Origin of the sequence: Arthrobacter sp. 135MFCol5.1 (assembly GCF_000374865.1) — a bacterium.
GTDB lineage: Bacteria > Actinomycetota > Actinomycetes > Actinomycetales > Micrococcaceae > Arthrobacter.
Map to the genome: position 1 here is coordinate 22156 of NZ_KB895460.1, position 21780 is coordinate 43935.

General features: G+C 68.9%; 21 protein-coding genes. 4 read left to right on the forward strand and 17 right to left on the reverse strand.

Going from position 1 to position 21780, the window contains the following annotated elements; translation table 11 throughout:
* Positions 1-16: 16 nt before the first annotated feature.
* From C563_RS0113770 to C563_RS0113840, 15 genes are all read right to left on the reverse strand, one after another.
* Positions 17-943, reverse strand: a complete 927-nt coding sequence (locus C563_RS0113770; protein ID WP_018762648.1) for a 4-phosphopantoate--beta-alanine ligase — start codon at positions 941-943, stop codon at positions 17-19.
* Positions 944-1837 carry a Rossmann-like and DUF2520 domain-containing protein gene (locus tag C563_RS0113775; RefSeq protein ID WP_018762649.1) on the reverse strand — a complete coding sequence of 298 codons (894 nt, stop codon included), beginning with the start codon at positions 1835-1837 and terminating at the stop codon, positions 944-946.
* Positions 1830-3389, reverse strand: a complete 1560-nt coding sequence (locus tag C563_RS0113780; RefSeq protein ID WP_018762650.1) for a PH domain-containing protein — start codon at positions 3387-3389, stop codon at positions 1830-1832. Before C563_RS0113780 ends, C563_RS0113775 begins: the two co-directional genes overlap by 8 nt.
* Complete coding sequence (locus C563_RS0113785) at positions 3386-3898, reverse strand: PH domain-containing protein (protein ID WP_018762651.1); 513 nt, start codon at positions 3896-3898, stop codon at positions 3386-3388. The genes C563_RS0113780 and C563_RS0113785 overlap by 4 nt, the downstream gene beginning before the upstream one ends.
* Positions 3879-4424, reverse strand: coding sequence for a DUF3180 domain-containing protein (locus C563_RS0113790; protein ID WP_018762652.1), 546 nt, complete (start codon positions 4422-4424; stop codon positions 3879-3881). Before C563_RS0113790 ends, C563_RS0113785 begins: the two co-directional genes overlap by 20 nt.
* Entirely contained in the window at positions 4421-4966 is a 546-nt protein-coding gene (gene folK / locus C563_RS0113795; RefSeq protein WP_018762653.1) for a 2-amino-4-hydroxy-6-hydroxymethyldihydropteridine diphosphokinase, read from the reverse strand. Before folK ends, C563_RS0113790 begins: the two co-directional genes overlap by 4 nt.
* A complete protein-coding gene (gene folB, locus C563_RS0113800) occupies positions 4963-5355 on the reverse strand; it encodes a dihydroneopterin aldolase (RefSeq protein WP_043424218.1) in 393 nt (130 codons plus the stop codon). Before folB ends, folK begins: the two co-directional genes overlap by 4 nt.
* Before the next feature lie 14 nt (positions 5356-5369).
* Positions 5370-6308: a dihydropteroate synthase gene (gene folP, locus C563_RS0113805; RefSeq protein ID WP_018762655.1), complete on the reverse strand. Its 939-nt coding sequence runs from the start codon at positions 6306-6308 to the stop codon at positions 5370-5372.
* Positions 6309-6314: 6 nt separating this feature from the next.
* Positions 6315-6959: a GTP cyclohydrolase I FolE gene (gene folE / locus C563_RS0113810; protein WP_026264829.1), complete on the reverse strand. Its 645-nt coding sequence runs from the start codon at positions 6957-6959 to the stop codon at positions 6315-6317.
* A gap of 9 nt (positions 6960-6968) precedes the next feature.
* On the reverse strand, positions 6969-9032 hold the full coding sequence (ftsH, locus tag C563_RS0113815) for an ATP-dependent zinc metalloprotease FtsH (protein WP_018762657.1): 2064 nt from the start codon (positions 9030-9032) through the stop codon (positions 6969-6971).
* A gap of 172 nt (positions 9033-9204) precedes the next feature.
* Entirely contained in the window at positions 9205-10278 is a 1074-nt protein-coding gene (locus C563_RS0113820; protein ID WP_043424219.1) for a LacI family DNA-binding transcriptional regulator, read from the reverse strand.
* Positions 10279-10319: 41 nt separating this feature from the next.
* Complete coding sequence (gene hpt / locus C563_RS0113825; RefSeq protein WP_018762659.1) at positions 10320-10871, reverse strand: hypoxanthine phosphoribosyltransferase; 552 nt, start codon at positions 10869-10871, stop codon at positions 10320-10322.
* Positions 10872-10901: 30 nt separating this feature from the next.
* Positions 10902-11966: a tRNA lysidine(34) synthetase TilS gene (gene tilS, locus C563_RS0113830; RefSeq protein WP_018762660.1), complete on the reverse strand. Its 1065-nt coding sequence runs from the start codon at positions 11964-11966 to the stop codon at positions 10902-10904.
* A gap of 123 nt (positions 11967-12089) precedes the next feature.
* Positions 12090-13220, reverse strand: coding sequence for a zinc-dependent metalloprotease (locus C563_RS0113835; protein WP_018762661.1), 1131 nt, complete (start codon positions 13218-13220; stop codon positions 12090-12092).
* Between the two features lie 261 nt (positions 13221-13481).
* Complete coding sequence (locus C563_RS0113840) at positions 13482-14999, reverse strand: D-alanyl-D-alanine carboxypeptidase/D-alanyl-D-alanine-endopeptidase (protein ID WP_026264831.1); 1518 nt, start codon at positions 14997-14999, stop codon at positions 13482-13484.
* A gap of 154 nt (positions 15000-15153) precedes the next feature.
* On the opposite strand from C563_RS0113840, the gene C563_RS0113845 reads away from it, so the two are divergent.
* From C563_RS0113845 to C563_RS0113855, 3 genes are all read left to right on the forward strand, one after another.
* Entirely contained in the window at positions 15154-15642 is a 489-nt protein-coding gene (locus C563_RS0113845; protein ID WP_018762663.1) for an inorganic diphosphatase, read from the forward strand.
* Between the two features lie 143 nt (positions 15643-15785).
* Complete coding sequence (locus C563_RS0113850; RefSeq protein ID WP_018762664.1) at positions 15786-17129, forward strand: carboxylesterase family protein; 1344 nt, start codon at positions 15786-15788, stop codon at positions 17127-17129.
* A gap of 7 nt (positions 17130-17136) precedes the next feature.
* Complete coding sequence (locus C563_RS0113855) at positions 17137-17910, forward strand: DUF429 domain-containing protein (protein ID WP_018762665.1); 774 nt, start codon at positions 17137-17139, stop codon at positions 17908-17910.
* On the opposite strand, the gene C563_RS0113860 is transcribed toward C563_RS0113855, so the two are convergent.
* Entirely contained in the window at positions 17907-20333 is a 2427-nt protein-coding gene (locus C563_RS0113860; RefSeq protein ID WP_018762666.1) for a phosphoketolase, read from the reverse strand. The genes C563_RS0113855 and C563_RS0113860 overlap by 4 nt on opposite strands.
* 167 nt (positions 20334-20500) lie before the next feature.
* On the opposite strand from C563_RS0113860, the gene C563_RS0113865 reads away from it, so the two are divergent.
* A complete protein-coding gene (locus C563_RS0113865) occupies positions 20501-21100 on the forward strand; it encodes a hypothetical protein (protein ID WP_018762667.1) in 600 nt (199 codons plus the stop codon).
* 53 nt (positions 21101-21153) lie between these two features.
* On the opposite strand, the gene C563_RS0113870 is transcribed toward C563_RS0113865, so the two are convergent.
* On the reverse strand, positions 21154-21738 hold the full coding sequence (locus C563_RS0113870; protein WP_018762668.1) for a histidine phosphatase family protein: 585 nt from the start codon (positions 21736-21738) through the stop codon (positions 21154-21156).
* Positions 21739-21780: the final 42 nt, after the last annotated feature.

A 21780-nucleotide genomic window follows, 5' to 3' on the forward strand; every position in this document is an offset into this window, starting at 1 on the left:
TGCAAGCCGCCGGCGCTCAGGAACTCAACGGCATGTTGTCGATCAGGCGGACCGGGCCCACCTTGGCCGCGATGAGGGCCAGGGCGTCGCCGCGGAACGGGGTCTCCCTGCAGTTTTCCGCCAACGGCTCAAGCGTGCCGGGGTCCACCACGTCGAAGTAGTCCAGTTCCACCAGCGGCTGGGACTCCACCAGGGCCAGCGCCGATTCCAGGTCCAGCGGTTCGTGGGCATTTGCGCGCTGTTCCAGCAGCCGCAGTGCCCGGGACAGGACCAACGCGGCTTCCCGCTCGTCCGCGGACAGGAAGCGGTTGCGGCTGGACAACGCCAGCCCGTCCGCAGACCTCACCGTGGGCACGCCAACGATCTCCACCGGGAAGTTCAGGTCCGCCGCCATCCGCCGCACCAAGGCCAGCTGCTGGGCGTCTTTCTGTCCAAAGTACGCCCGGTACGCCGGCAGTCCGCCGGGCAAAGCCGGGTTCGCGGACCCGGCCGGAAGACCGGCAGCGGGCATGCCGTAATGCAGCAGCTTCGCCACCACGGTCAGCGCGCCGTCGAAATGGCCCGGACGCGACGCACCCTCCCACTTTTCGCCAAGGCGGCCGGAGGTGATCCGAACCAGGGGTTCCCCGTTTGGATAGACCTCCTCCACGGATGGCGCGAAGGCCAGGTCCACGCCCTGTTCCTCCAGCAGGGCAAGGTCCGCCTCAAGCGTCCGCGGGTAGCGGTCCAGGTCCCCGGCGTCGCCAAACTGCAGGGGGTTGACGAAGATGCTCGCCACCACCACGTCGTTCTGCTCGACGGCGGTGCGCGCCAGCGCGGCATGGCCGTCATGGAGTGCGCCCATGGTGGGTACCAGCCCCTGCGAGAGACCCTTCTTGGCGCCAAGGAGCCTGGCGCTCTCGGCGTGCAGGCCTGCGACGGTGGTGACGAGTTGAATGGACATTCAGTCTTCCTTCGGGTCGAGGGCCTCGCGCAGCCCCTTCAGCTGGTCGGGTTTGAGCAGTCCGCGGCCCTCTGCCCGCAGGGCTGTGGCCCGGGCCATCGCCAGGTAGGCTTCCAGCACGTCACCGTGCCCGCCGCCGTCGAACTCCCGCAGCGCTTCCGTGTGGGCACGGACCGTTCCCACGTCACCGCGGGCCACGGGGCCGGTCAGTGCGGATTCCCCGGAGGCCAGCGCGTTTTCCAGCGTTGCCCGCAGGAGCGGGCCGAGCATGCGCTCCGGCAGCTCCACCCCCACCTCGCGCAGCAACTGGGATGCCTGGGCAACCAGGGTGACCAGGTGGTTGGAACCATGGGCCAAGGCGGCGTGGTAGAGGGTCCTGTCCGCTTCGGCGATGGCCACCGGCTCCGCCCCCATCTCCACCACCAGGGCCTGGGCGATCGGCAGCATGGCGGCATCTGCGGTCACGCCAAAGGTGCAGTCCAGGAGCCGGGAAAGGTCCAGGCTCATGCCCGTGAACGTCATGGCCGGATGCAGGGCCAGCGGCACGGCACCGGCGGACCGCACCGGGTGCAGCACGCCCACGCCGAACCGGCCGGAGGTGTGGGCCACCAGCTGGCCGGGCTGCCAGGCGCCGAGCTTCGCCAGTCCCTCCACGAGGCCCGGCAGGGCGTCGTCGGGCACGGCCAGCAGCACCAGCTCGGCGCGCTCCACGATGTCCTGCACCTCCAGGATGGGAACGCCCGGCAGCAGGGCCTCAGCCCGTTCCCGGCTTGCGTCCGAGACCGCCGAGACCCCGACGACGGCGTGCTCTGCTGCGCGCAGGGCCGCGCCCAGCACGGCCCCCACCTTTCCGGCGCCGATGATTCCGACGCCGAGGCGTCCGGGTTTAGCCATGCTGCTGGCCCTCCTTTTGGTAAGGGGTGCTGGTGGTCATAGGTCCCGCGGCCGGGGCAACCTGCTGGAGCCACTGTTCCGTGGTTTGCCGTTTCCGGGCCAGCCGGGCACGCGCAGACTGGTCGTTGAAGAGCTGCCGGGCCTCATCCAGGCCCGCCTGGGCCAGCCGCGGGGCGACGGGCCCGGCGGTGGTGTGCAGCACCAGGTCCGCCACCCGGAACCGCCGCGCCACGGGCCCCTGCTGCAGGGCCAGCGACTGCGTCCGCTGATGGGGAACCACCACCAGCTCACGCCACCACCGCCCGGAGCGGATCAAAAGGGCCGTGTCCGTGGCGGCAAAGCCGTTGCGGCGCCACGCAAAGGGTGCCAGCAGCCAGGCCCGCCGCGGCGTGGTGATGAACCCGCCGTCGGAATCCCTGCCGTTCAAGCCGGCTGCAAAGACGGCCGCAGGCTGGTCAGTACCGGGGTCCGGCAGCACCAGCGAGAGCATGGCCAGGACATCGGGAAGTTTACCCACCGGCAGGAGGATGGTCCGGGTATTGCCCTCGACGGCGTTGCCGGACTGCCCGTAACCGGCCACGTTCACCTGCATCCGGTACCAGCCGAACGGGCGCCACAGCGGGGACTGGGCCACTTTTACCGCCTGGATCCGGCCGGGCGGAAGGGTCTGCGCCTGGGTGTCCAGCAGCCCGTACCTCAGCCGGATGCCGTCCGGCGAGACTGCCGCCGTGAAGTTGTAGCCCCTGTTGAAGAAATTCCAGTAGCCGGCCGCCAGGCCCAGCACCGCCGGCACCAGGTAGAAGTAGAAGGCGCGGTTGTCCGTCACCGCGGACAGCACCACGGAGGCGGCGCCGCCCACCACCACGAAAAAGCTCTGCTCACTCAGCAGCAGCGAACCGAGCAGGCGCGACGGCGGGACGGCAAGTACCGGGAATTCCGGCTCCTCGGCTGCGGCCCGGGCCGGCTGTCCGGCACCGGAAAAGCCGGCCCCGGGCACGGCGACGGCTGCGGCACCCGACGCGCGGGCCAGGATGGTGGCACGCAGTTGGCGCGCATCATCGATCCTGAGGTAGGCGAGCCGCACCGCGGACTCCCCCGCGTCGGCCACCTCGAATTTGAGTTCGGCCAGGCCGAAGATGCGGGCCAGCAGCGGCTGCACGATGTCGATGGCCTGCACCCGGTCCAGCCGCGCCTGCCGGTGCTGGCGGAACAGCAAGCCGCTGGTGACCCGGACGTAGCCGCCGGACACCTGGTATTTGGTGAAGTACCAGGTCAGTACGAACCCCAGCACCGCCACCACCAGCACGGCCGCGCCACCGCCCAGGAGCCACGGAGCGCGCCGCCCCAGGCCTTCCTCGAAAACGGGCTGGCCCTGCAGGGCCCGTTCAAAAATGTCCCGCCCAAAGAAGAACGCAATGGCGGCCAGGGCAAACCAGCCCCTCACAAACGGTGACGCGGGGTGCACCCGCTGCCAGCCGTCGTCGGACTCGGCTGCGGTGTCCCGGCCGGCCGCTGCGGGCGGCACCGCCGGCAGCTGGCCGTCAGCGGTCACAGCCCGGCCAGCCTGGCTTCGCCGCGTGCCGTCAGCTCTTCCCTGAGCCGGGCGCCCTCAGCCACCGGCAGGCCGGGAATGCGTGCATGGGTTCCGGGCGAGGCGGTATGGAGCTTCAGCGTGCACAGGCCCAGGGCCCGCTCCACCGGCCCCACGGCGATATCCACGTACTGCATGCGCCCGTACGGCACGGCCATGGTGCGCTGGAAGAAGATGCCGCCCCTGACCAGCAGGTCCTCGTCCCGCTCGGCGTAACCGATGGCCCGGACCTGCCGCGGAATGAGCACCAGCCGCCACAAGGCCAGCACCAGCATGGCGGCCGGGACGGTCACGGCAAGCCACACAGGCGGCCAGGACCACCAGCCCAGGATGACAAACACCAGCGGAGCGGACAGGACCAGCACCGCAACCAGGTTGCCGAGGGCCCACTCCGCCAGCCGGACCGTGACGTACCGTGGCGACACCCGCTGCCAGGAAATACCGGGCGGGTCAATCGCCTCGGTACGCATATTCGCCTTCCCCGGCAGCCTCGCCGCGGGCAGGGCGGCCCTTGCCATCGGTGCTGGTGGTGTCGCCGTCCTCCGGAGGGATCCGGCAGAACCGTTCCACCACGAGCCCCACCACGATCATCACCAGGCCGCCGCCGGCCATGGCCAAGGCAAGCCAGGTGATGCCCTGGTCGCTCCGCAGGCTCCAGATCCGCAACTGGTCCAGGACGATGCCCGCGTGCCAGCCCAGCAGGACCGTTCCGGCGTAGGCGCACGCCTGGGCGAGGATCAGTGTCCTTGCGGCCAGGAGCGGATCAAGTTGGGTCTTCTTTGCCTTGCTGCCGGGCTTGAGGCTGTTGCGCCACCGCACGACGCGGATGCCCAGGATCAGCGTGATGATGACGATGACGCCCATGGTGGCCAGCGCGGTGGCGGGAAGGACTGGTGTGGCAATGCTGTAGCGGCTGGTGACCACGGTCGCCGACCAGCCCGCGACGGCAAGGATGACGCCGATCAGCATCAGGCGCAGCGGGTTGATGGGTTTCATCGCGGCTCCACCGCTCCTGCCGTCGGCATCCCGTCGAAGTCCCCGAAACCGTCGAACGGCGCAAGGTCGCCGAAGTCCGGGGCACGGACCGCCAGGGCGCTGATCCGTTCCCCGCCCAGCATGGCGGCGGGTTCGATCAGCGACCACGGGTACAGGACGAAGGCCCGGGTGGCAGCACGGGGATGCGGGAGCGTCAGCGCCGGATCGTCACTGTGCAGGTCGCCATAGGTGATGATGTCGACGTCGAGCGTCCGCGGCCCCCAGCGGACCTCGCGGACGCGGAGGTGCTTGTTCTCCACCGCCTGGCAGTGCTCCAGCAGTTCCTGCGCACCCAGGCTGGTCTCCACGGTAATCACCATGTTCAGGAAGTCCGGCTGGCCGGACGGGCCGCCCACGGCTTTGGTCTGGACGATCGGGGAGACAGCCAGGAGCCTGACTTCCGGCGGATCCACGAGGTCGGCCACGGCTTCGGTCAGGGTTTCATTCCGCTCGCCAAGGTTGCTGCCCAAGGCCAGCACGGCCTTGGTGTAGGCGCGGTTCATGCCGGCTCCCCGGACAGGCCGCTGTCGGCCGGGACACGGCTCCGGTGGACGGTCACGGCGACGTCGCCAAAAGGCACTGCGATGGGAGCCTGGGGTTTGTGGACGGTGATGTCCACCGCCTGGAGCGGGAATTCGTCAAGCAGGCTCTCGGCAATCCGCACGGCCAACGCCTCGATGAGGTTCAGGGGTTCCCCGGCGATCCAGTCGGTAATACGCTGCGCCACCTCGCCGTAGTGCGCGGTGTCCCGGACGTCGTCTGACTCCGCTGCTGCGGCGAAGTCAAGATAGAGCACCGCGTCCACCACGAAAGGCTGGCCCTCGCGGCGCTCAAAATCAAACACGCCGTGATGACCGACGGCGGTCACGCCCGTCAGCGTAATCCTGTCCATGGGGTCCCCCGGCCCTAGTGCGTCTTGGGTACGGCTTGTGGCGTGGGTACCGCTGCCATGCGGGCAGCGACCTTGACGGCGTCAAGGCTTGGCCCGACGTCGTGCACGCGGACTGCCCATGCGCCGCGCGAGGCGCTGATGGCGGTGATTGCCGCCGTGGCACCGTCCCGTTCCTCCGGAGCGGCGGACTTGCCGGCCACGGTGAGCAGCGTGCCCAGGAACCTCTTGCGGGAGGCCGCCACCAGGACCCGGTGGCCCAGGCTGTCCAGCTGGTCCAGGTTCTGCAGCAGCTCCCAGTTGTGGGCGTCGTTCTTGGCGAACCCCAGGCCGGGGTCCACGATGATCTGCTCGTGGCTGACTCCTGCGGCGTAGAGCTTGTCCCGCACCCCCGCCAGCTCGGCCACGACCTCGCCTGCCACGTCCGTGTACTCAGCGAGTGAATTCATGGTCCGGGCGTCCCCGCGGCGGTGCGTGAGGACGTAGGGGACCTTGGATGCTGCCACGAGCTCCGCCATCTCCGGTTCGATGGTCAGCCCGGAGACGTCATTGATGATGGCGGCGCCGGCCTTCAGGGCGGCGGCCGCAGTGGCGGCGTGGGTGGTGTCGATGCTGACCAGCGCACCGGCCTTCACGAGTGCTTCGATGACCGGCAGGACGCGCCGCTGCTCTTCTTCCGGCGTGACGTCCTCGGCACCGGGGCGGGTGGACTCCCCGCCGACGTCGATGATGTCCGCCCCTGCGTACAACATCCGCAGGCCGGCAGCGATGGCGGTGTCCGCGGTGGGGTGCTTTCCGCCGTCGCTGAAGGAATCCGGGGTGACGTTCAGGATCCCCATGACCAGTGTGCGGCCGGTGGGGAGGTCCTCGAAGCGGGCCGCCGGGCGGGGCTTGCGGAGGATGGGCAGCGGCGAGGTCGCGGGCCCCGTTCCGGGGGCTGCGGCTAGTGAATCCATGGTTTGTTACCTTCCGAGGATGAGGCTCATGGCCTCGGCACGGGTGGCCGGGTCATGCAGCTGCCCGCGGACCGCACTGGTGACGGTCTTCGCTCCGGGCTTGCGGATGCCGCGCATCGACATGCACATGTGCTCGCATTCGACAACGACGATCGCCCCGCGGGGCTTGAGGTAGCGGACCATCGCTTCGACGATCTCCGTGGTCAGCCGCTCCTGGACCTGCGGGCGGCGGGCGTAGATGTCCACCAGCCGGGCCAGCTTGCTCAACCCGGTGACCTTGCCGTCATGCGACGGGATGTAGCCAACGTGCGCCACCCCGTGGAATGGCACCAGGTGGTGCTCGCAGGTGGAATAGAACGGAATGTCCTTGACCAGGACGAGTTCCTCGTGGTCCAGGTCAAAGGTGGTGGACAGGACCTCGGCGGGGTCGTGGTGCAGCCCGGCGAACACCTCGGCGTACGCCTTCGCAACCCGTTTGGGGGTATCTACGAGCCCGCCGCGGTCCGGGTCCTCGCCGATGGCGAGGAGGATCTCGCGGACGGCCGCCTCGATCCGGGGCCGGTCCACTCTTTCATGTTTTGAGGACCGGTGACCGCCTTCCGCCAGGTGATCGGCGGAGGCGGAAACGTCGTCGTCGTCGAAGGAAGTCACAGGGAAAGCTTAGCCGCGAAGGGTGCCGGGCCCCGATTCGGGGGTGCCGCCATGAAACGGCGCATCCTCCGCAACACCTTGGGAATGCGGCGGCTGGGCGTCCAGCGGCTCGTCCATCCGGGCCTTCTTCGCTTCCTCCTGGGCCTCGCGTTCTGCCCGCTCCAGGCGGCTCTCCACCGGACCCGCCATCTGCACGGGGCGGGTTTCCTTGGACAGCCACACCTCGCGGAAGTCACGCTTGCGGACGTCACGGAAGATGTCGGCGATCTCGGCCTGGTTCAGGGTTTCCCGCTCCAGCAGTTCCAGGGCCAGGATGTCCAGGATGTCCCGGTTTTCGGTGAGGATTTCGTACGCTTCGTCATGGGCCTGCTCAATCAGGCGGCGCACTTCCTCATCCACGACGTACGCGATCTGGTCCGAGTAGTTGCGCTCGTGCCCGGCGTCGCGGCCCAGGAACGGCTCGCCGCCGCCCTGGCCCAGCCGGACCGCGCCGACGCGTTCGCTCATGCCGTATTCGGTGACCATCTTCCGGGCGGTGCCGGTGGCCTTTTCGATGTCGTTGGAGGCGCCGGTGGACGGATCGTGGAACACGATCTCCTCGGCGACGCGCCCGCCCATGGCGTACGCCATCTGGTCCAGGAGTTCGTTGCGGGTCACGGAGTACTTGTCGTTGTCCGGCACCACCATGGTGTAACCCAGGGCCCGTCCGCGCGGGAGGATGGTGATCTTGGTGACCGGCGCAGAGTTCCGCAGGGCCGCGGCAACCAGGGCGTGCCCGCCCTCGTGGTAGGCGGTGATCTTCCGCTCGTGTTCCTTCATGACGCGGCTGCGCTTCTGCGGGCCGGCCATGACGCGGTCGATGGCCTCGTCCAGGGCGCGGTCATCAATCAGGTTCGCGTTGGAGCGGGCGGTAAGCAGGGCGGCCTCGTTGAGGACGTTCGCCAGGTCCGCACCGGTGTAACCCGGCGTCTTCTTGGCGACGGCCTTGAGGTCGACGCCCGGAGCCATCGGCTTGCCCTTGGCGTGGACCTTGAGGATCTGGTCGCGGCCGATCAGGTCGGGGGCCTCCACACCGATCTGGCGGTCGAAGCGGCCCGGACGCAGCAGTGCCGGGTCCAGGACGTCGGGCCGGTTGGTGGCGGCGATCAGGATGACGTTGGTCTTGACGTCGAAGCCGTCCATCTCCACCAGCAGCTGGTTGAGGGTCTGCTCGCGTTCGTCGTTGCCGCCGCCAATGCCGGCGCCGCGGTGCCGGCCCACGGCGTCGATCTCGTCCACGAAGATGATGGCGGGCGAGTTGGCCTTGGCCTGTTCAAAGAGGTCGCGGACGCGGGAGGCACCGACGCCGACGAACATTTCCACGAAGTCCGAGCCCGAGATGGAGAAGAAGGGGACGCCTGCCTCACCGGCCACTGCGCGGGCCAGCAGCGTCTTACCGGTGCCTGGCGGGCCGTAGAGCAGCACGCCCTTGGGGATCTTGGCGCCGACGGCCTGGAACTTTGCGGGCTCCTGCAGGAATTCCTTGATTTCCTGCAGTTCCTCCACTGCCTCGTCGGAACCCGCGACATCGGCGAAGGTCACCTGCGGCATGTCCTTGCTGACCATCTTGGCCTTGGACTTGCCGAACTGCATGATCTTGGAGCCGCCGCCCTGCATCCGGGTCATCAGGAACCAGAACAGGGCGCCCAGGAGGATCACGGGGATCAGGAGCGAGAGCAGGCCGGAGAACCAGTTGCTCTCGATGGGCTGGTCTGTGAAGCCTTGGGCGGGCTTGGCGTCGGTGACAGCCTTCACCACATCCTGCGCGCGGGCGTCCACGAAGAAGAACTGCACGCTCTTGCCTTTGTCCTGCCCGTTCACCTGCAGGTTGTCCTTCAGCGTGAGGTCAACGCGGTTTTCGCCGTCGAAGATCTTGGCCTGCTCCACCTTGTTGCTGGAAAGCAGCTCCAGGCCCTTGTCCGTGTCGATCCGGGCTGCACCGCCGGGGGCGAGCGTTGCAAAAGCCACCAGGAGCAGACCGACCACAACGACGATCCAGATGCCCGGGCCTTTGAAGAAGTTCTTAGCTTTCATCTGTTCGGGGGCTCGCCCCGTCCCTTCCGGTAGTGCTTCACGGCGAGTAGTCTGCGCGCGTGATGGTGCTGCGTCAGCTTCTAGCTATACACCGTCCGGAGTACATCACGCATAGCGAAAAGCAAAAGTTCCCTGTGGGCGTAGCGGGCCCGGAAGTCAGGGAATGCCCCGGTCAGGGCTGTTCCGGCGGCGCTGCGACGGACCCGCGGGTTACCAGCGGGCAGCCGAGGAGCACCGGGCCGGATGTTCCGCCGCGGGCGTCGGCGCCGGTTCTGGGGGCTTCGCCGGATTCGGCTTCGATGGCGTCGATCAGCCGGTCCGCCGCCCACGCACCCATTTCGTAGTGCGGGAGGGCCACGGTGCTCAGGCCGGGGTGGAGGCTGGCGGCAATCAGTTCCTGGTCATCGAAGCCGACGACGGACAGGTCGCCCGGGATGGAGAGGCCCAGTTCCGCGGCCGCGCGGTAGGCGCCCATGGCCATGCGGTCGTTGTAGCAGAAAAGGCCCGACGGCGGGTGGCCGCTTCCCAGCATCCTGCGGGCGGCAGCGTATCCCCCGGCAGCATCGGACGACGCCGGCTCGACGGGGGCGGAGGAACCGTCCAGGCCCGCGCGGGTCAGCGTGTCCCGGAAACCCTGCAGCCGCCGGACGGTGGAGGGAACGTCCTCGGTGTTGTTGATGAACCCGATCCGGGTATGGCCCGCGGCAAGGAGGGCTTCCACCGCGGCGGCCGCACCGCCGTACTCGTCCGGGACCACTGCCGGAAAACTGTCATCCGCTGTGACGGCATCCACCAGCACCGAAGGGACCTTGCCGAGGTTGGCGGGCGCCTGCAGGTACCGGTGGTACATGGTGGCGTAGAGGATGCCGTCAACCTGCCGCTCCAGCAGGGACTCCACGTCGGTTTCACGGGAGCCGTGGTCCGCCGAGCCCGCAGTGTTGATGATCATCAGGGTGTAGCCCCGGGCGCGGGCCGCTTCATCGGCGCCGAGGATGATGCGGCCGGCATGCGGCGTGGTGGCCACATCCTCGCTGACCAGGCCCAGCACGCCTGACTTGCGGCTGCGGAGGGCCCGGGCCAGCCGGTTGGGCCCGTACCCCAGCCGGGCCGCCGTCGACTTCACTTTTTCGCGGGTTTCGGGGCTGACGCGGGCGTATGGCGCGTCATTGAGGACATGGGAGACGGTGGTGGCGGACACCCCTGCCGCGCGGGCCACGTCCCTGATGCCAACGTTCCTGCTACCCACGGTGGTGGCCCTGGGCAGCAGGGGCTGCTGTCGCGGGCAGCTTATTCGTAGACGTGCGGGGCGAGGGTGCCCACGAAGTCCAGGTTGCGGTACTTTTCGGCGTAGTCCAGGCCGTAGCCCACCACGAATTCGTTGGGGATGTCGTAGCCAACGTACTTGACGTCGATCTCCACCTTGGCGGCGGTGGGCTTGCGGAAGGCGGTGCAGATCTCCACCGAGGCGGTGCCGCGGGATTCCAGGTTGGTCTTCAGCCAGGACAAGGTGAGGCCGGAATCGATGATGTCCTCGACGATCAGCACGTCCTTGCCCATCAGGTCGGTGTCCAGGTCCTTCAGGATCCGCACCACGCCGGAGGACTGCGTCCCGGAGCCGTAGGAAGACACCGCCATCCAGTCCATGGACACGTGGCTGTGCAGGGCCCGGGCCAGGTCCGCCATGACCATCACGGCACCCTTGAGGACACCGACAACGAGGATCTCGCGCCCTTCATAGTCCTTGTCGATCTGCGCGGCGAGTTCGGTGATCCGCTGCTGGATCTGTTCCTTGGTGTAGAGAACGTGCTTGAGGTCTGCCTGGACGTCGTTTGAATCCACCAATGGCTCCTGTTTAGATGCGGGGTGCGACTATTTTTCGGGCGGTTTTTGAGGCCGGAATACTAGCTTCCCACAGCGCGCCCGTTCACGGGGAACGGAAGCGGCGCCTCCCGGGCTGCCGGCACCGGCAGGCCGTTCCAGTTGCGCCAGCGACAACCGGTACACGCTCACGCCGCCCGGAAGCTCCACCGGGCCTGCGGAACCCTGCCGCCGGAGCAGCGCTTCCGCCGCCAAAAGGCGCTGGTAGCCGGGCTGCTGGCCGCCGGCGTCGGCCGCTGCCTTGGCAATCACGCGGAACCTGATGGCTGGGGCCAAAGCCCCCAGCGCCTCCTCCGGCAGGCTGAGGTCCGTGCCGTACCGCTCCACGAGGGAGGCATAGGTGCTTTCCGCCACATCCTCGAGGTAGTCCGCGTCCAGCTGCAGGATCGCGGCGGTGCGGGCCAGGGACTCGGCCACTCCCGGACCCAGCTTTTGCTCAAGGTGCGGGAGCACTTCCACCCTGGTGCGCGAGCGGGCGAAGGCAGGGTCGGTGTTGGTGGGGTCGTGCCAGGGTTCCAGCTCCTCGACGGCGCAGATCTCCTCCGTATCTGCCCGGCGCAGCCCCAGGAACGGGCGCAGCAGCACGCTGTGTCCGGTTCCTGCGCGGGCGGGCCGCATGCCGGCGAGGGACCGCGTTCCGGAGCCGCGGGCCAGGCCCAGCAGCACCTGTTCGGCCTGGTCGTCGAGGGTGTGTCCCAGGAGGATGGCGCCGGCGCCCTGCTGGTCCGCTGCAGCCTCCAGCGCGGCGTGCCGGGCCTCGCGGGCCGCAGCTTCGGGGCCCATGCCGGCCGCCGAGACCGTGACGGTGCGGATTTCGACAGGATCGAGGCCCAGCTCCCGCAGGGCTTCAGCGGTGCGGGCGGCAACCTGGACGGACCCTGCCTGCAGCTGGTGGTCCACCACCACGGCGCCCACGGCCAGCGGGTGGCCGTCAACGTGGCCGCGCCGGGCGAAGTAGGCGGCCACCGCGGCGAGTGCCAGGGAGTCGGGCCCGCCGCTGCATGCCACGGTGATACGGCGGGGATAGCCGGCGTCGGCGAGCGCTTTTTGCAGCATTTTGCGAGCAGTGCCGACGACGGGGGCGAGCCTGCCGGGACGGCGCCGTCCGCTGCGGCGCGGGGTTGGGCCGGTGGAAGGATTCTCAGGCATGGGCGGGTGGTGCGGCTGGGCGTCCGGCAATCAGAGGCCCATCCGGTCAATCCACAGCTTGGCGTCGTGGATCTCCGGCTCCGTGGGCAAGTGGTCCACCGACTCCCAGACCCTGTTGAAGCCCTCCATGCCGGCCACGTCCACCACCGCGCGGACAAAGCGGGCGCCATCGGAGTACTGGCGCATTTTCGCGTCCAGGCCCAGGAGGCTGCGGATGAACTTTTCGATCACGCCGCGGTCCTTGCCGCGGTCGTTGAACCGCTGCCGGATGGTCTTCACGGAGGGGACGATGCTGGCGTCAACGGCGTCCATCACCACGTTGGCGTGCCCTTCGAGGAGGCTCATCACCGCGGTGAGGTGGGAGATGGCGGCCTTCTCTTCGGGGTCCTGCAGCAGGTCCAGGATGGCGCCCCGGCCGGGCGTGTTTCCGGTGGCGGAACGGTCCTTCAACGAACGGGCAGCGGCGGAGGCGCGCTCCATCAGGGAATCGACGTTCCCCAGCAGGTGGCCGCTGAGTTCATCGATCTGTTCGAGCATGTGGTGGCGCAGCCAAGGTGCCGCGGCGAACTGGACCCGGTGGGTCTGCTCGTGCAGGCACACCCAGAGCCTGAAGTCCTCCGGCGCGACGTTGAGTTCACGCTCCACCGAGACGATGTTCGGTGCCACGAGCAGGAGCCGGCCGGCAGCAGGCGCACTGGAGTTCTCGGCCAGGGCCGCGAAGGGATCGTACTGGCCCAGCACCTTGCTGGAGAGGAAGGCGAGCACGGCGCCGAGCTGGCCGCCGGTGATGGCGCCGCTGACGCTGGCCGCGGAGGGGCTCAGGGTGCCGCGGCGGCTGTCCAGCATCTTCTGCATGGCGGGCTTGAGCATCACCGCGAAGCTCTGGGTGTTGGCCTTGGCCCAGGATGCCCGGTCCACCACCAGCACGGAGGAGTCCCGCAGGTCCCGCGCGGCTTCCAGGCCGGTGATGTCGTGGACATGCGGGACGGATGCGTCGGCGAGCCGGCGGAGGCTGTCCACCGCCTCGCCAATGGCCTTTTCATCCAGCACCGGGCCGGCCGGAGCCAGCCTCGCCGCCGCGGAAGCAGCGAGGTCCCAGTTGATCAGGGACTGGGCCGTTGGGGACAGCGTCGGTGCGGACTCGCGCGCGGTGGACTCCATGGTCCCATCAGAACACAGCGCGCCGGACAACGTCCTTAAAGTTCGCTGACCGGCGAACTTCCACAGCCACCGCACAGGGCGTCGAAAGCGGCGGCCCAGCCGGCCCGGCCATCGTTGGGGTACAGGCCAAGAACCCTCAGAAGGAGGCCGCCATGATCCCCTACCGCCCCATCCCTCCCCTGGCCGCAGGCCCGCGCAAGGGCTGGGCGTCGGTGCTTGCCGCCGTCGTCATGGCCGCATTGGGCGTGCAGCCGCAGCAGGTCAGCGGCAGCCGCACCCGGCCAGCACCGTGGCCGCACGGTCCAGCGCCTGCTTGTTCCCTGCCGCCCCCGGCGTGAGCCCGTTGCCGATGAACGAGAACACCAGGAGCCGGCCGTCGGCGTCCACCACGTAGCCGCTCAGGGCCAGGACGGTGTTCAAGGTCCCGGTCTTGGCGCGCACCAGGCCTGCCCCGCCCGCCGTGCCGGCATCCCCGTACCGGGTGTCCAGGGTGCCGGACAGGCCGCCCACCGGAAAGCCGTCCAAGGCACCGCGCAGCCTGGCATCGGCACCGGTGGTCATGGCCCTGACCACGTCCGTGAACTGGCGGGCCGATACCTGGTTGCCCAGGGCCAGCCCGCACACGTCCGCCAGTTTGATGGTGTCCGTGGCGACTCCGGCGGCCCCCGCCTCGGCAACGACCGCTGCCGTTGCGCCGTCATTGCTGCCGGACCGGCCGGTGGCCAGCGCCGCCATCCGGCCCATGGTCTCGGCCAGGTAGTTGTCCGATACCTGCAGCATCAGGTCCACCTGCTCGGCCACGGTGGCCGATTCAACCTCTGCCAGCACCACGGGCTGCGCCTGCACGGCGGCGCCTGCCGCCGTGGCCGTGCCGGGTGCGCGTTCGACGCCGGCCGCGACGGTCAGGCCCGCTCCGGCGCCTGCAGCGCGGAGCCGCGCAGCGAATTCCCCGGCCGCGGCCATGGCTGCGTCCTGCGGCCGTGGGCCTGTGGTGACCGCAGGATCGAAGCGCGCGGAGTTGAGGGCGAGTGGGTAGAGCGGGGCAATTTCGCCGGCTTCCACGTCGCCCGCCAGCCAGGCCGGGTTCAGCGCGGGACCGGTGAAGAGCGAGTCATCCAGCAGCACTGTAATTTCCCCGGTGGTGCCGGCAGCCCGCAAGGCATCCACGGCCTGCGCCGCAAGGGTGGCCAGGCCGGCGTGGCCCAGGGTTTGTTCGGGCCGCGACTCCCCGGCCCCCAGCAGGACGTCGCCGCCACCTACCAGCACTACCTGCCCGGGAGCGGGACCGCGCAGCACCTTGGTGGCGAAGCGGTGGTCCGGCCCCAGGGTCCGCAGCGCGGCTGCCGACGTCAGCAGCTTGAGGTTGGACGCCGGCACCCGGCCTTCCGAGCCGCCCCGGTCAAAAAGGACCTGGCCGGTGGACGCGTCCTGCACCATGCCCGTGAAAGTGCCGCCGCCGTCGGTGGCCAACAGCGGATCCACTTGGGCCGCCACCGCCGAGGGCGTGGGCACCGGCGCGGACTGCTGGAGCGGGGCAAGGACTTGCGGGGCGGACACCGTGGCGGGGAGCTGCTGCCAGGCCGGAACCGGCGCGGCAGCGACAGTCGCTCCGGGGGCGACGAATCCCGGTGCCACCAGCAGGGCCGCCGGGACTGCCAGGACCAACAGCAGCAAGACCACCAGCACCGGGGGGATGGCCGCCCGCAGGGCCTGGCCCAGGCCTGCGGAGCCCAAGGAACGCCGGCCACGCCGGGATTCCGTGCCGGTTGTGTTGCTCATGCTGGTGCTGGTCCTCAAGTCCTGAAATTTCCCCACAAGTTCCTGATTCCAGGGCCTCTCGCTATATCCTCAATAGTAGTCGGCGGTACCGACACTCTCTTTTGTGGGCCGTCAAGTGTGCCGCGCACCCCCTGTAATTGCCGAGGAGCATTCCATGAAGCACGACGTGACCATCGAGATCCCCAAGGGATCACGCGTCAAGTATGAAGTTGACCACGAGACCGGCCGCGTCCGCCTGGACCGCGTCCTCTTCACCTCCATGCAGTACCCCACCCACTACGGGTACTTCGAAAACACCCTCGGCGAGGACGGCGACCCGCTGGACGCGCTGGTGCTGCTGCAGGACTTCGACCTGCACCCCGGCGTCATCGTCGAATCACGCCCCATCGGCGTCTTCAACATGACCGACGACGGTGGCGGAGACGCCAAGATCCTGTGCGTCCCGGTGGATGCCCGCTTTGACCACATCCAGGAAGTGAGCGATGTCAACGAGTTCCTGATCAAGGAAATCGAGCACTTCTTCACCCGCTACAAGGACCTGGAGCCCGGCAAGTGGGTCAAGGCCGAGGGCTGGGGCGACCGTGCCGCCGCCGAAGCCGAATTGGAAGCCTCCATCAAGCGCTACGTGCCCACCGGCCACTAATTCCTGCGGCGGCCCGCCTGCGCGCGGCCTTCGCCACAAGTCCCCGCATCTCGGACTATTCCCCGCATCACGCGATGGGGAATTGTCCGGGAGGCGGGGATTTCTGTTGTCCGGCCACTGGAAATCTGTGGAATCGTGGACCTGTGCCTACCGAGCCGACGCTTAACTCCACGTTGTTGTTCAATCCGCCCTGCGGCCCCGTCACCGGCTGGCGGGACGGCGATGTCCTTCGTGCCACCGGAATCCCGTACGCCCGGGCCCCACGTTTCCAAGCCCCGGCACCGGTCGCGGACTGGACCAGCGACTATGCCGCCACGGCGTTGGCCCCGGCCTGCCCGCAAGGCCCGGTCCCGTTCCTCGACGACGTCCTGGGCACCACCTACGGGGAGCTCCCGGGCAGCGAGGACTGCCAGAACCTCTCCATCACCATGCCCGGCGACCTCCAGCCGGGGGAACGGCTGCCCGTCATGGTGTGGATCCATGGAGGTTCCTACACCACCGGATCCGGAGACCTGGCCATCTTCGATCCCGCCAGGCTGGTGTCCGAAAACCGCGTGGTGGTGGTAACCGTGACCTACCGCCTGGGCCTGTTTGGGTTCCTGGCCACGCCGGCCGGTCGTCCAGGCAACCTGGGTCTCCTGGACCAGCTGGAAGCCTTCCGCTGGGTACAGCGGAACATCGGGGCGTTCGGCGGCGACCCGGGCCGGGTGACCGCCTTCGGCCAGTCCGCCGGCGGCGACGCGATCGCCCACCTCATGGCCACGCCGGACGCGCCCGGGCTCTTCCAGCGTGCCATCATCCAAAGCGCACCGCTGGGCATTGCCCTGGGACGCGCCCGGATGAACCATGCCATGGGCATCGCCGCCGAAACGGTGACCGAGGAAACGCCGGCCATGGAGGTGGTGGAACGCGAGGCACAGGTCGCCCAGGTGGCGCGGAAGTTCGGGATGCTCGCGGCCATGCCGTTTGGAACGCAGTACGGCCACGATCCGCTCCCGGAGGAGGATGCCATCGAGGCGGCCTGGGACCGGACCGCCCCCGCGATTGACGTGCTGATCGGGCACACAACCGAGGAAGCCCGGTTGTTCCTCCCCCGCAGCCCGTGGCTCATGCGGTTGGCCGCCGTTCCGTTGGTGGGTGCCACTGCCGTCCGCGCCATCGACTGGGTGGTCACCGAAACCGTGTACGGCCGGGCCACCCGCCGCTTTGCCCGCCGGCACGCGAAGGCAGGCGGCCGCGCGCACCGGTACGTCCTGGACTGGCACGCCCCCGGCAACATTTTCGGCGCAGCCCACACCATCGACCTGCCCCTGCTGCTCGGCACCCGGAAGACCTGGGACGGCGTGGGCCTGATCAACGGTGCCCGGTGGGAGGACGTGGACTCTACCGGCCGTTCAGTGCGGGCCCTGTGGGCCGGCTTTGCCCGGGGCGATGACCTGGGCGAGGCCGGAGCCGTTGACGGGGCGCTGCGCTACAGGCGCGTCTGAGCCCGGCATGAAGACCCTCGGCGTGGACCTCGCGGCGGCCACCAGGAAGACCGCGGTGGCGGTCATTGAGTGGGGCGCAGGCAGCACGGGCAGCGGGGCCGCCCGGCTCACCCACCTGGCCCTGGACGTGGACGACCAGCACATCGTGGAGCTGTTCGGCAGCACCGACATGACCGGCGTCGACTGCCCCGTAGGCTGGCCCGATGCCCTGATCCCGTTCCTCACCGGGCACCTGGACAACATCGCGGCCCCTGTCCTTGAACACGACGGAATCGCCGGCCGCCGGCTGCTCGCGTACCGGGACACGGACCGTTTCTGCACGGCACGGACAGGCCTGATCCCGCTCAGCGTCTCCGCGGACCGGCTGGCCCACCCTGCCATGCGCTGCGCGGTCATCCAGGCAAAGATCGCCCAACTCCACGGCCCGCAGCCAAGGGACGGTTCCGGCCGCCTGGCCGAGGTGTACCCCGCGGCGTCCCTGAAGATCTGGGGCCTCAACGGCCGCGGCTACAAGGGCCGCGGCGTCCCGGAAGCCGAGCGCCTGGCCCTCCTGCTGGCCGCCCTCGAGGAACAGGCGCCGTGGCTGGACCTGGCCGGGCACCGCGACAGCCTGGCAGGCTCGGACGACCTCTTCGACGCCGTCATCGCCTCCCTGACCGCCCGCGCCGCCGCCCGGCGTCGTACCCTCCTGCCGGACAGCACCCACGCAGCGGCCGCCCGCACCGAAGGCTGGATCCACCTTCCGGACTCCCGCCTCGACGAACTCCCGGACAGCTCCTAGCCGCCCAGGGTCCAGTTCCGGATTTCCGCCGGGTCCTCGCCATGCGTGCGGGTGTGCTCGCGGGCCCGGTTGCGCCGGTCCTGCAGGTCCTGGCGCAATAAGGCATGCTTCCCCGCCAGGCCGGGGACACGGTCGATCGCGTCGATGGCCAGGGTGAAGCGGTCAATGCCGTTGAGCATGGCCATATCGAACGGCGTGGTGGTGGTGCCCTCTTCCTTGTACCCGTGCACGTGCAGGCCCTGCTGGTTGGTGCGGCGGTACGCGAGCCGGTGGATCAGCGCCGGATAGCCGTGGTAGGCGAAAATGACCGGCTTGTCGGTGGTGAAGATCCCGTCGAAGTCGTGCGCGGGGAGGCCGTGGGGATGCTCGCTGTCATCCTGCAGCCGCATCAGGTCCACCACGTTCACCACCCGTACCTTGAGCCCGGGAGCGCCGTCCCGGAGCAGTTCCGCGGCGGCCACGGTCTCCACGGTGGGGACATCACCGGCGCAGGCCAGGACGACGTCGGGCTCCTCACCTGGCACCTCGGACCCCGCGAACGTCCAGATGCCCAGGCCGCGCCGGCAATGGTTGGCGGCGTCCGCCGGACCCAACCAGGTGGGCGACGGTTGCTTGCCGCTGACCACGATGTTCACGTAGTCGGTGGAGGCCAGGCAGTGCTCCATGACGGAGAGCAGGGTATTGGTGTCCGGCGGCAGGTAGACCCGGATGACCTCTGCCTTCTTGTTCACCGCGTGGTCGATGAACCCTGGATCCTGGTGCGAGAAGCCATTGTGGTCCTGCTGCCAGACGTGCGAGGACAGCAAGTAGTTCAGGGAGGCCACCGGCCGGCGCCATGGCAGCCCGCGGGAAACCTTCAGCCATTTGGCGTGCTGGTTGAACATGGAATCGACAATGTGGACGAAGGCCTCGTAGCAGTTGAAGACCCCGTGCCGGCCGGTCAGGAGATATCCTTCCAGCCAGCCCTGGCACAGGTGCTCGCTCAGCACCTCCAGGACCCGGCCGGAGCGCGCAAGGTGCTCGTCGACGTCGTCGATCCTGTACTGCCACACCTTGTCGGTGGCCTCGTAGACGTTCTGCAGCCGGTTGGAGGCCGTCTCGTCCGGGCCGAACAGCCGGAAGTTCTCCATGTTCTGCGCGATGACGTCCCGCATCCAGGAGCCCAGCGTGACCATAGGGCTCACCCGTTCGGTACCCGGGTGGTGTACCTCCACGGCGTGGTCCCGGTAGGCGGGCAGCTTCAGGGCGCGCCTGAGCAGTCCGCCGTTGGCATGCGGTGTGGCGCTCATGCGGAAGTCGCCGGTGGGGGCGCCCTCGGCGACGTCGGCGCGGAGCCGGCCGCCGCCGTCGAACAGTTCCCGGGGCCGGTAGGACTGCATCCATTCCTCCAGCTGCTTCAGGTGGTCACCGTTGGTGCGGACTTCGGACAGCGGCACCTGGTGCGCCCGCCACGTGCCTTCAACCTGCAGCCCGTCCACGGTCCGCGGCCCGGTCCAGCCCTTGGGCGAGCGCAGCACGATCAGGGGCCAGCGGTGTCCGCCCTCCCCCGCCTCTTCACCGGAAGCGTCCTGCCGGTGGGCATCCTGGATGGCCTTGATGTCCGCCAGGCACCGGTCCAGGACGCCGGCGAAATCACGGTGTGCCTGTTCCGTGTTGTCCGGGTCGGCCACGGTGACGAAGTACGGTTCGTGTCCGTACCCGCGCAGCAGCTGCTCCAACTGCTGCTCAGGCATCCGGGCCAGGATGGTGGGATTGGCGATCTTGTAGCCGTTCAGGTGCAGGATGGGCAGCACCGCGCCGTCCGCTGCGGGATCCAGGAAGTTGTGGGAGTGCCAGCTGGCAGCCAGGGGCCCGGTTTCCGCCTCGCCGTCGCCAATCACGACGGCGGTCACCAGCTGCGGGTTGTCGAACACCGACCCGTACGCGTGCGCCAGGGAATACCCGAGTTCCCCGCCTTCGCTGATGGAGCCGGGAGTTTCCGGGGCGGCATGGCTGGGGATGCCGCCGGGGTAGGAGAACTGCCGGAACAGTTCAGCCATGCCGGCCTCATCGTTGCCCACGTGCGCATAGATTTCGGAGTAGGTCCCCTCCATCCAGGCATTGGCGACGACGGCGGGACCGCCATGGCCGGGACCGGCAACAAAGAGCATCTCCAGGGAGTCGCGGCGGATCACGCGGTTCAGGTGGGCGTAGACGAAGTTAAGCCCGGGCGTGGTGCCCCAGTGGCCCAACAGCCGGGACTTGGTGTCCGCCGCCTGCAGCGGCTCCCGCAGCAACGGGTTGGAGCGCAGGTAAATCTGCCCCACGGAGAGGTAGTTGGCGGCGCGCCACCAGCGGTCCACCAGGGCCAGATCGTCCGCCGACGCCCCGGCCTGCCCCCGCCGGTCGTGCCGCATGTCGTCGTGCCCTGTATTCCCGGCCATAGCCATCCTTACATCGGGTGTGCCGCTGGGCGGCCGTTCCCCCATGGCAACAGATGAAGGGGCACGCAGGCAAGGCCCGGCGTCGTGCCCCGCGCCCATTCCAGGACTTTCACACCCCCGGCCGCGGCGGTTTCGTCATTTCTACTTCCGGGTAGTGTGTACCCAGAATGTTCACGCTGACCATCAACCAGACTGACAGCCGGCGCGACGGCGACCAGGTGCCGCAGCTGCTCAAAGCGCTGCGACATATCCCTGCGCGCCTGGATTTTGACCGGTCCGTCGAGGATGAAGTGCAGGGTGTGGTGGACTGCCCGCACCAGGCTGTGGAGGCGGCGCTGATCGCTTTGCGCAGCGGATCCTGGTACGTGGGAATCGGCGCCGGGCCGGTGGACGAGCCGCTGCCCAACCAAATCAAGGACGCCACCGGCCATGGCCTGGTCTACGCGCGCAGGGCCGTGGACCGGCTCCGCAGCAGCAAGGAGCGGATTCCGGTTGCAGTGGAGGGGCCCCTTGCCGATGTGGCCCATGACGCGGAGGCCGTGCTGCGGCTGCTCGGACACATTGTCCGGGACCGTTCCGGCGCCGAATGGCGGGTGCTGGACCTGCTGACGCCCGGGGTCCGCGGCCAGCAAAAAGCGGTGGCGCAGGAACTGGGCATCACCACCCAGGCTGTCAGCAAGGCAGTGTCCCGGGCGCAGTGGAACGAGGAACATTCCGCCCGGCCCGCGGCAGCGAGGCTGCTGGCCCTGATCCTCGAAGCGAGGTAGCAAGGCCCGCCCTGCGCTGGGGCAGGCCTGCTTAGCCCCCGTCAGGAGGCTGTTCAGGCCCCCGCGGCCGCCATCATCGGTTCACCGTTGAAATACTCCAGCTTCCACCCGTCCACAGCATGGTGGTGTGCCAGATTCAGGGCGGCGTTGTCCACGCTGGCCAAGGTCTGGCCGATGGCACGGCTGAGGCTGACCCGCAGCAGGGTGCCGTGCGCCACCACCAGTATCCGCTGCCCACGGAATTCCTCCGCCAATGCCTCAAGCGCGGCGAGGCCACGGTCCGCCGCCTCGGCTTCGCTTTCAGCACCCTTGAACCCGCCGGGCACTCGCAGCGCCTCCAGTTCGGGGCCGGCCTGCATTCCTTCGGCCGGTCCGAAGCTGCGCTCGGTCAGTTCGGGGATGCGCCGGGCCACCGCGAACCCCAATCCTTCGGCGATCAGGTCCGCGGTCTCGGCGGCCCGGCTCAGCGGGGAGGACACGATCACGTCCCATTCGTACGGGGCCAGGACGGCGACGGCGTCACGTGCCTGGCCGCGTCCGACGTCGTTCAGGGGGATATCGGTGGCACCCTGCAGCCGGCGCTCGGCATTCCAGTCGGTCTGGCCATGGCGGACGAGGGCGAACGTCGTAAGGGTCATGATCCTATTCTGCCTTGGCGCCCGGTGCCGGCTGGAATTCGG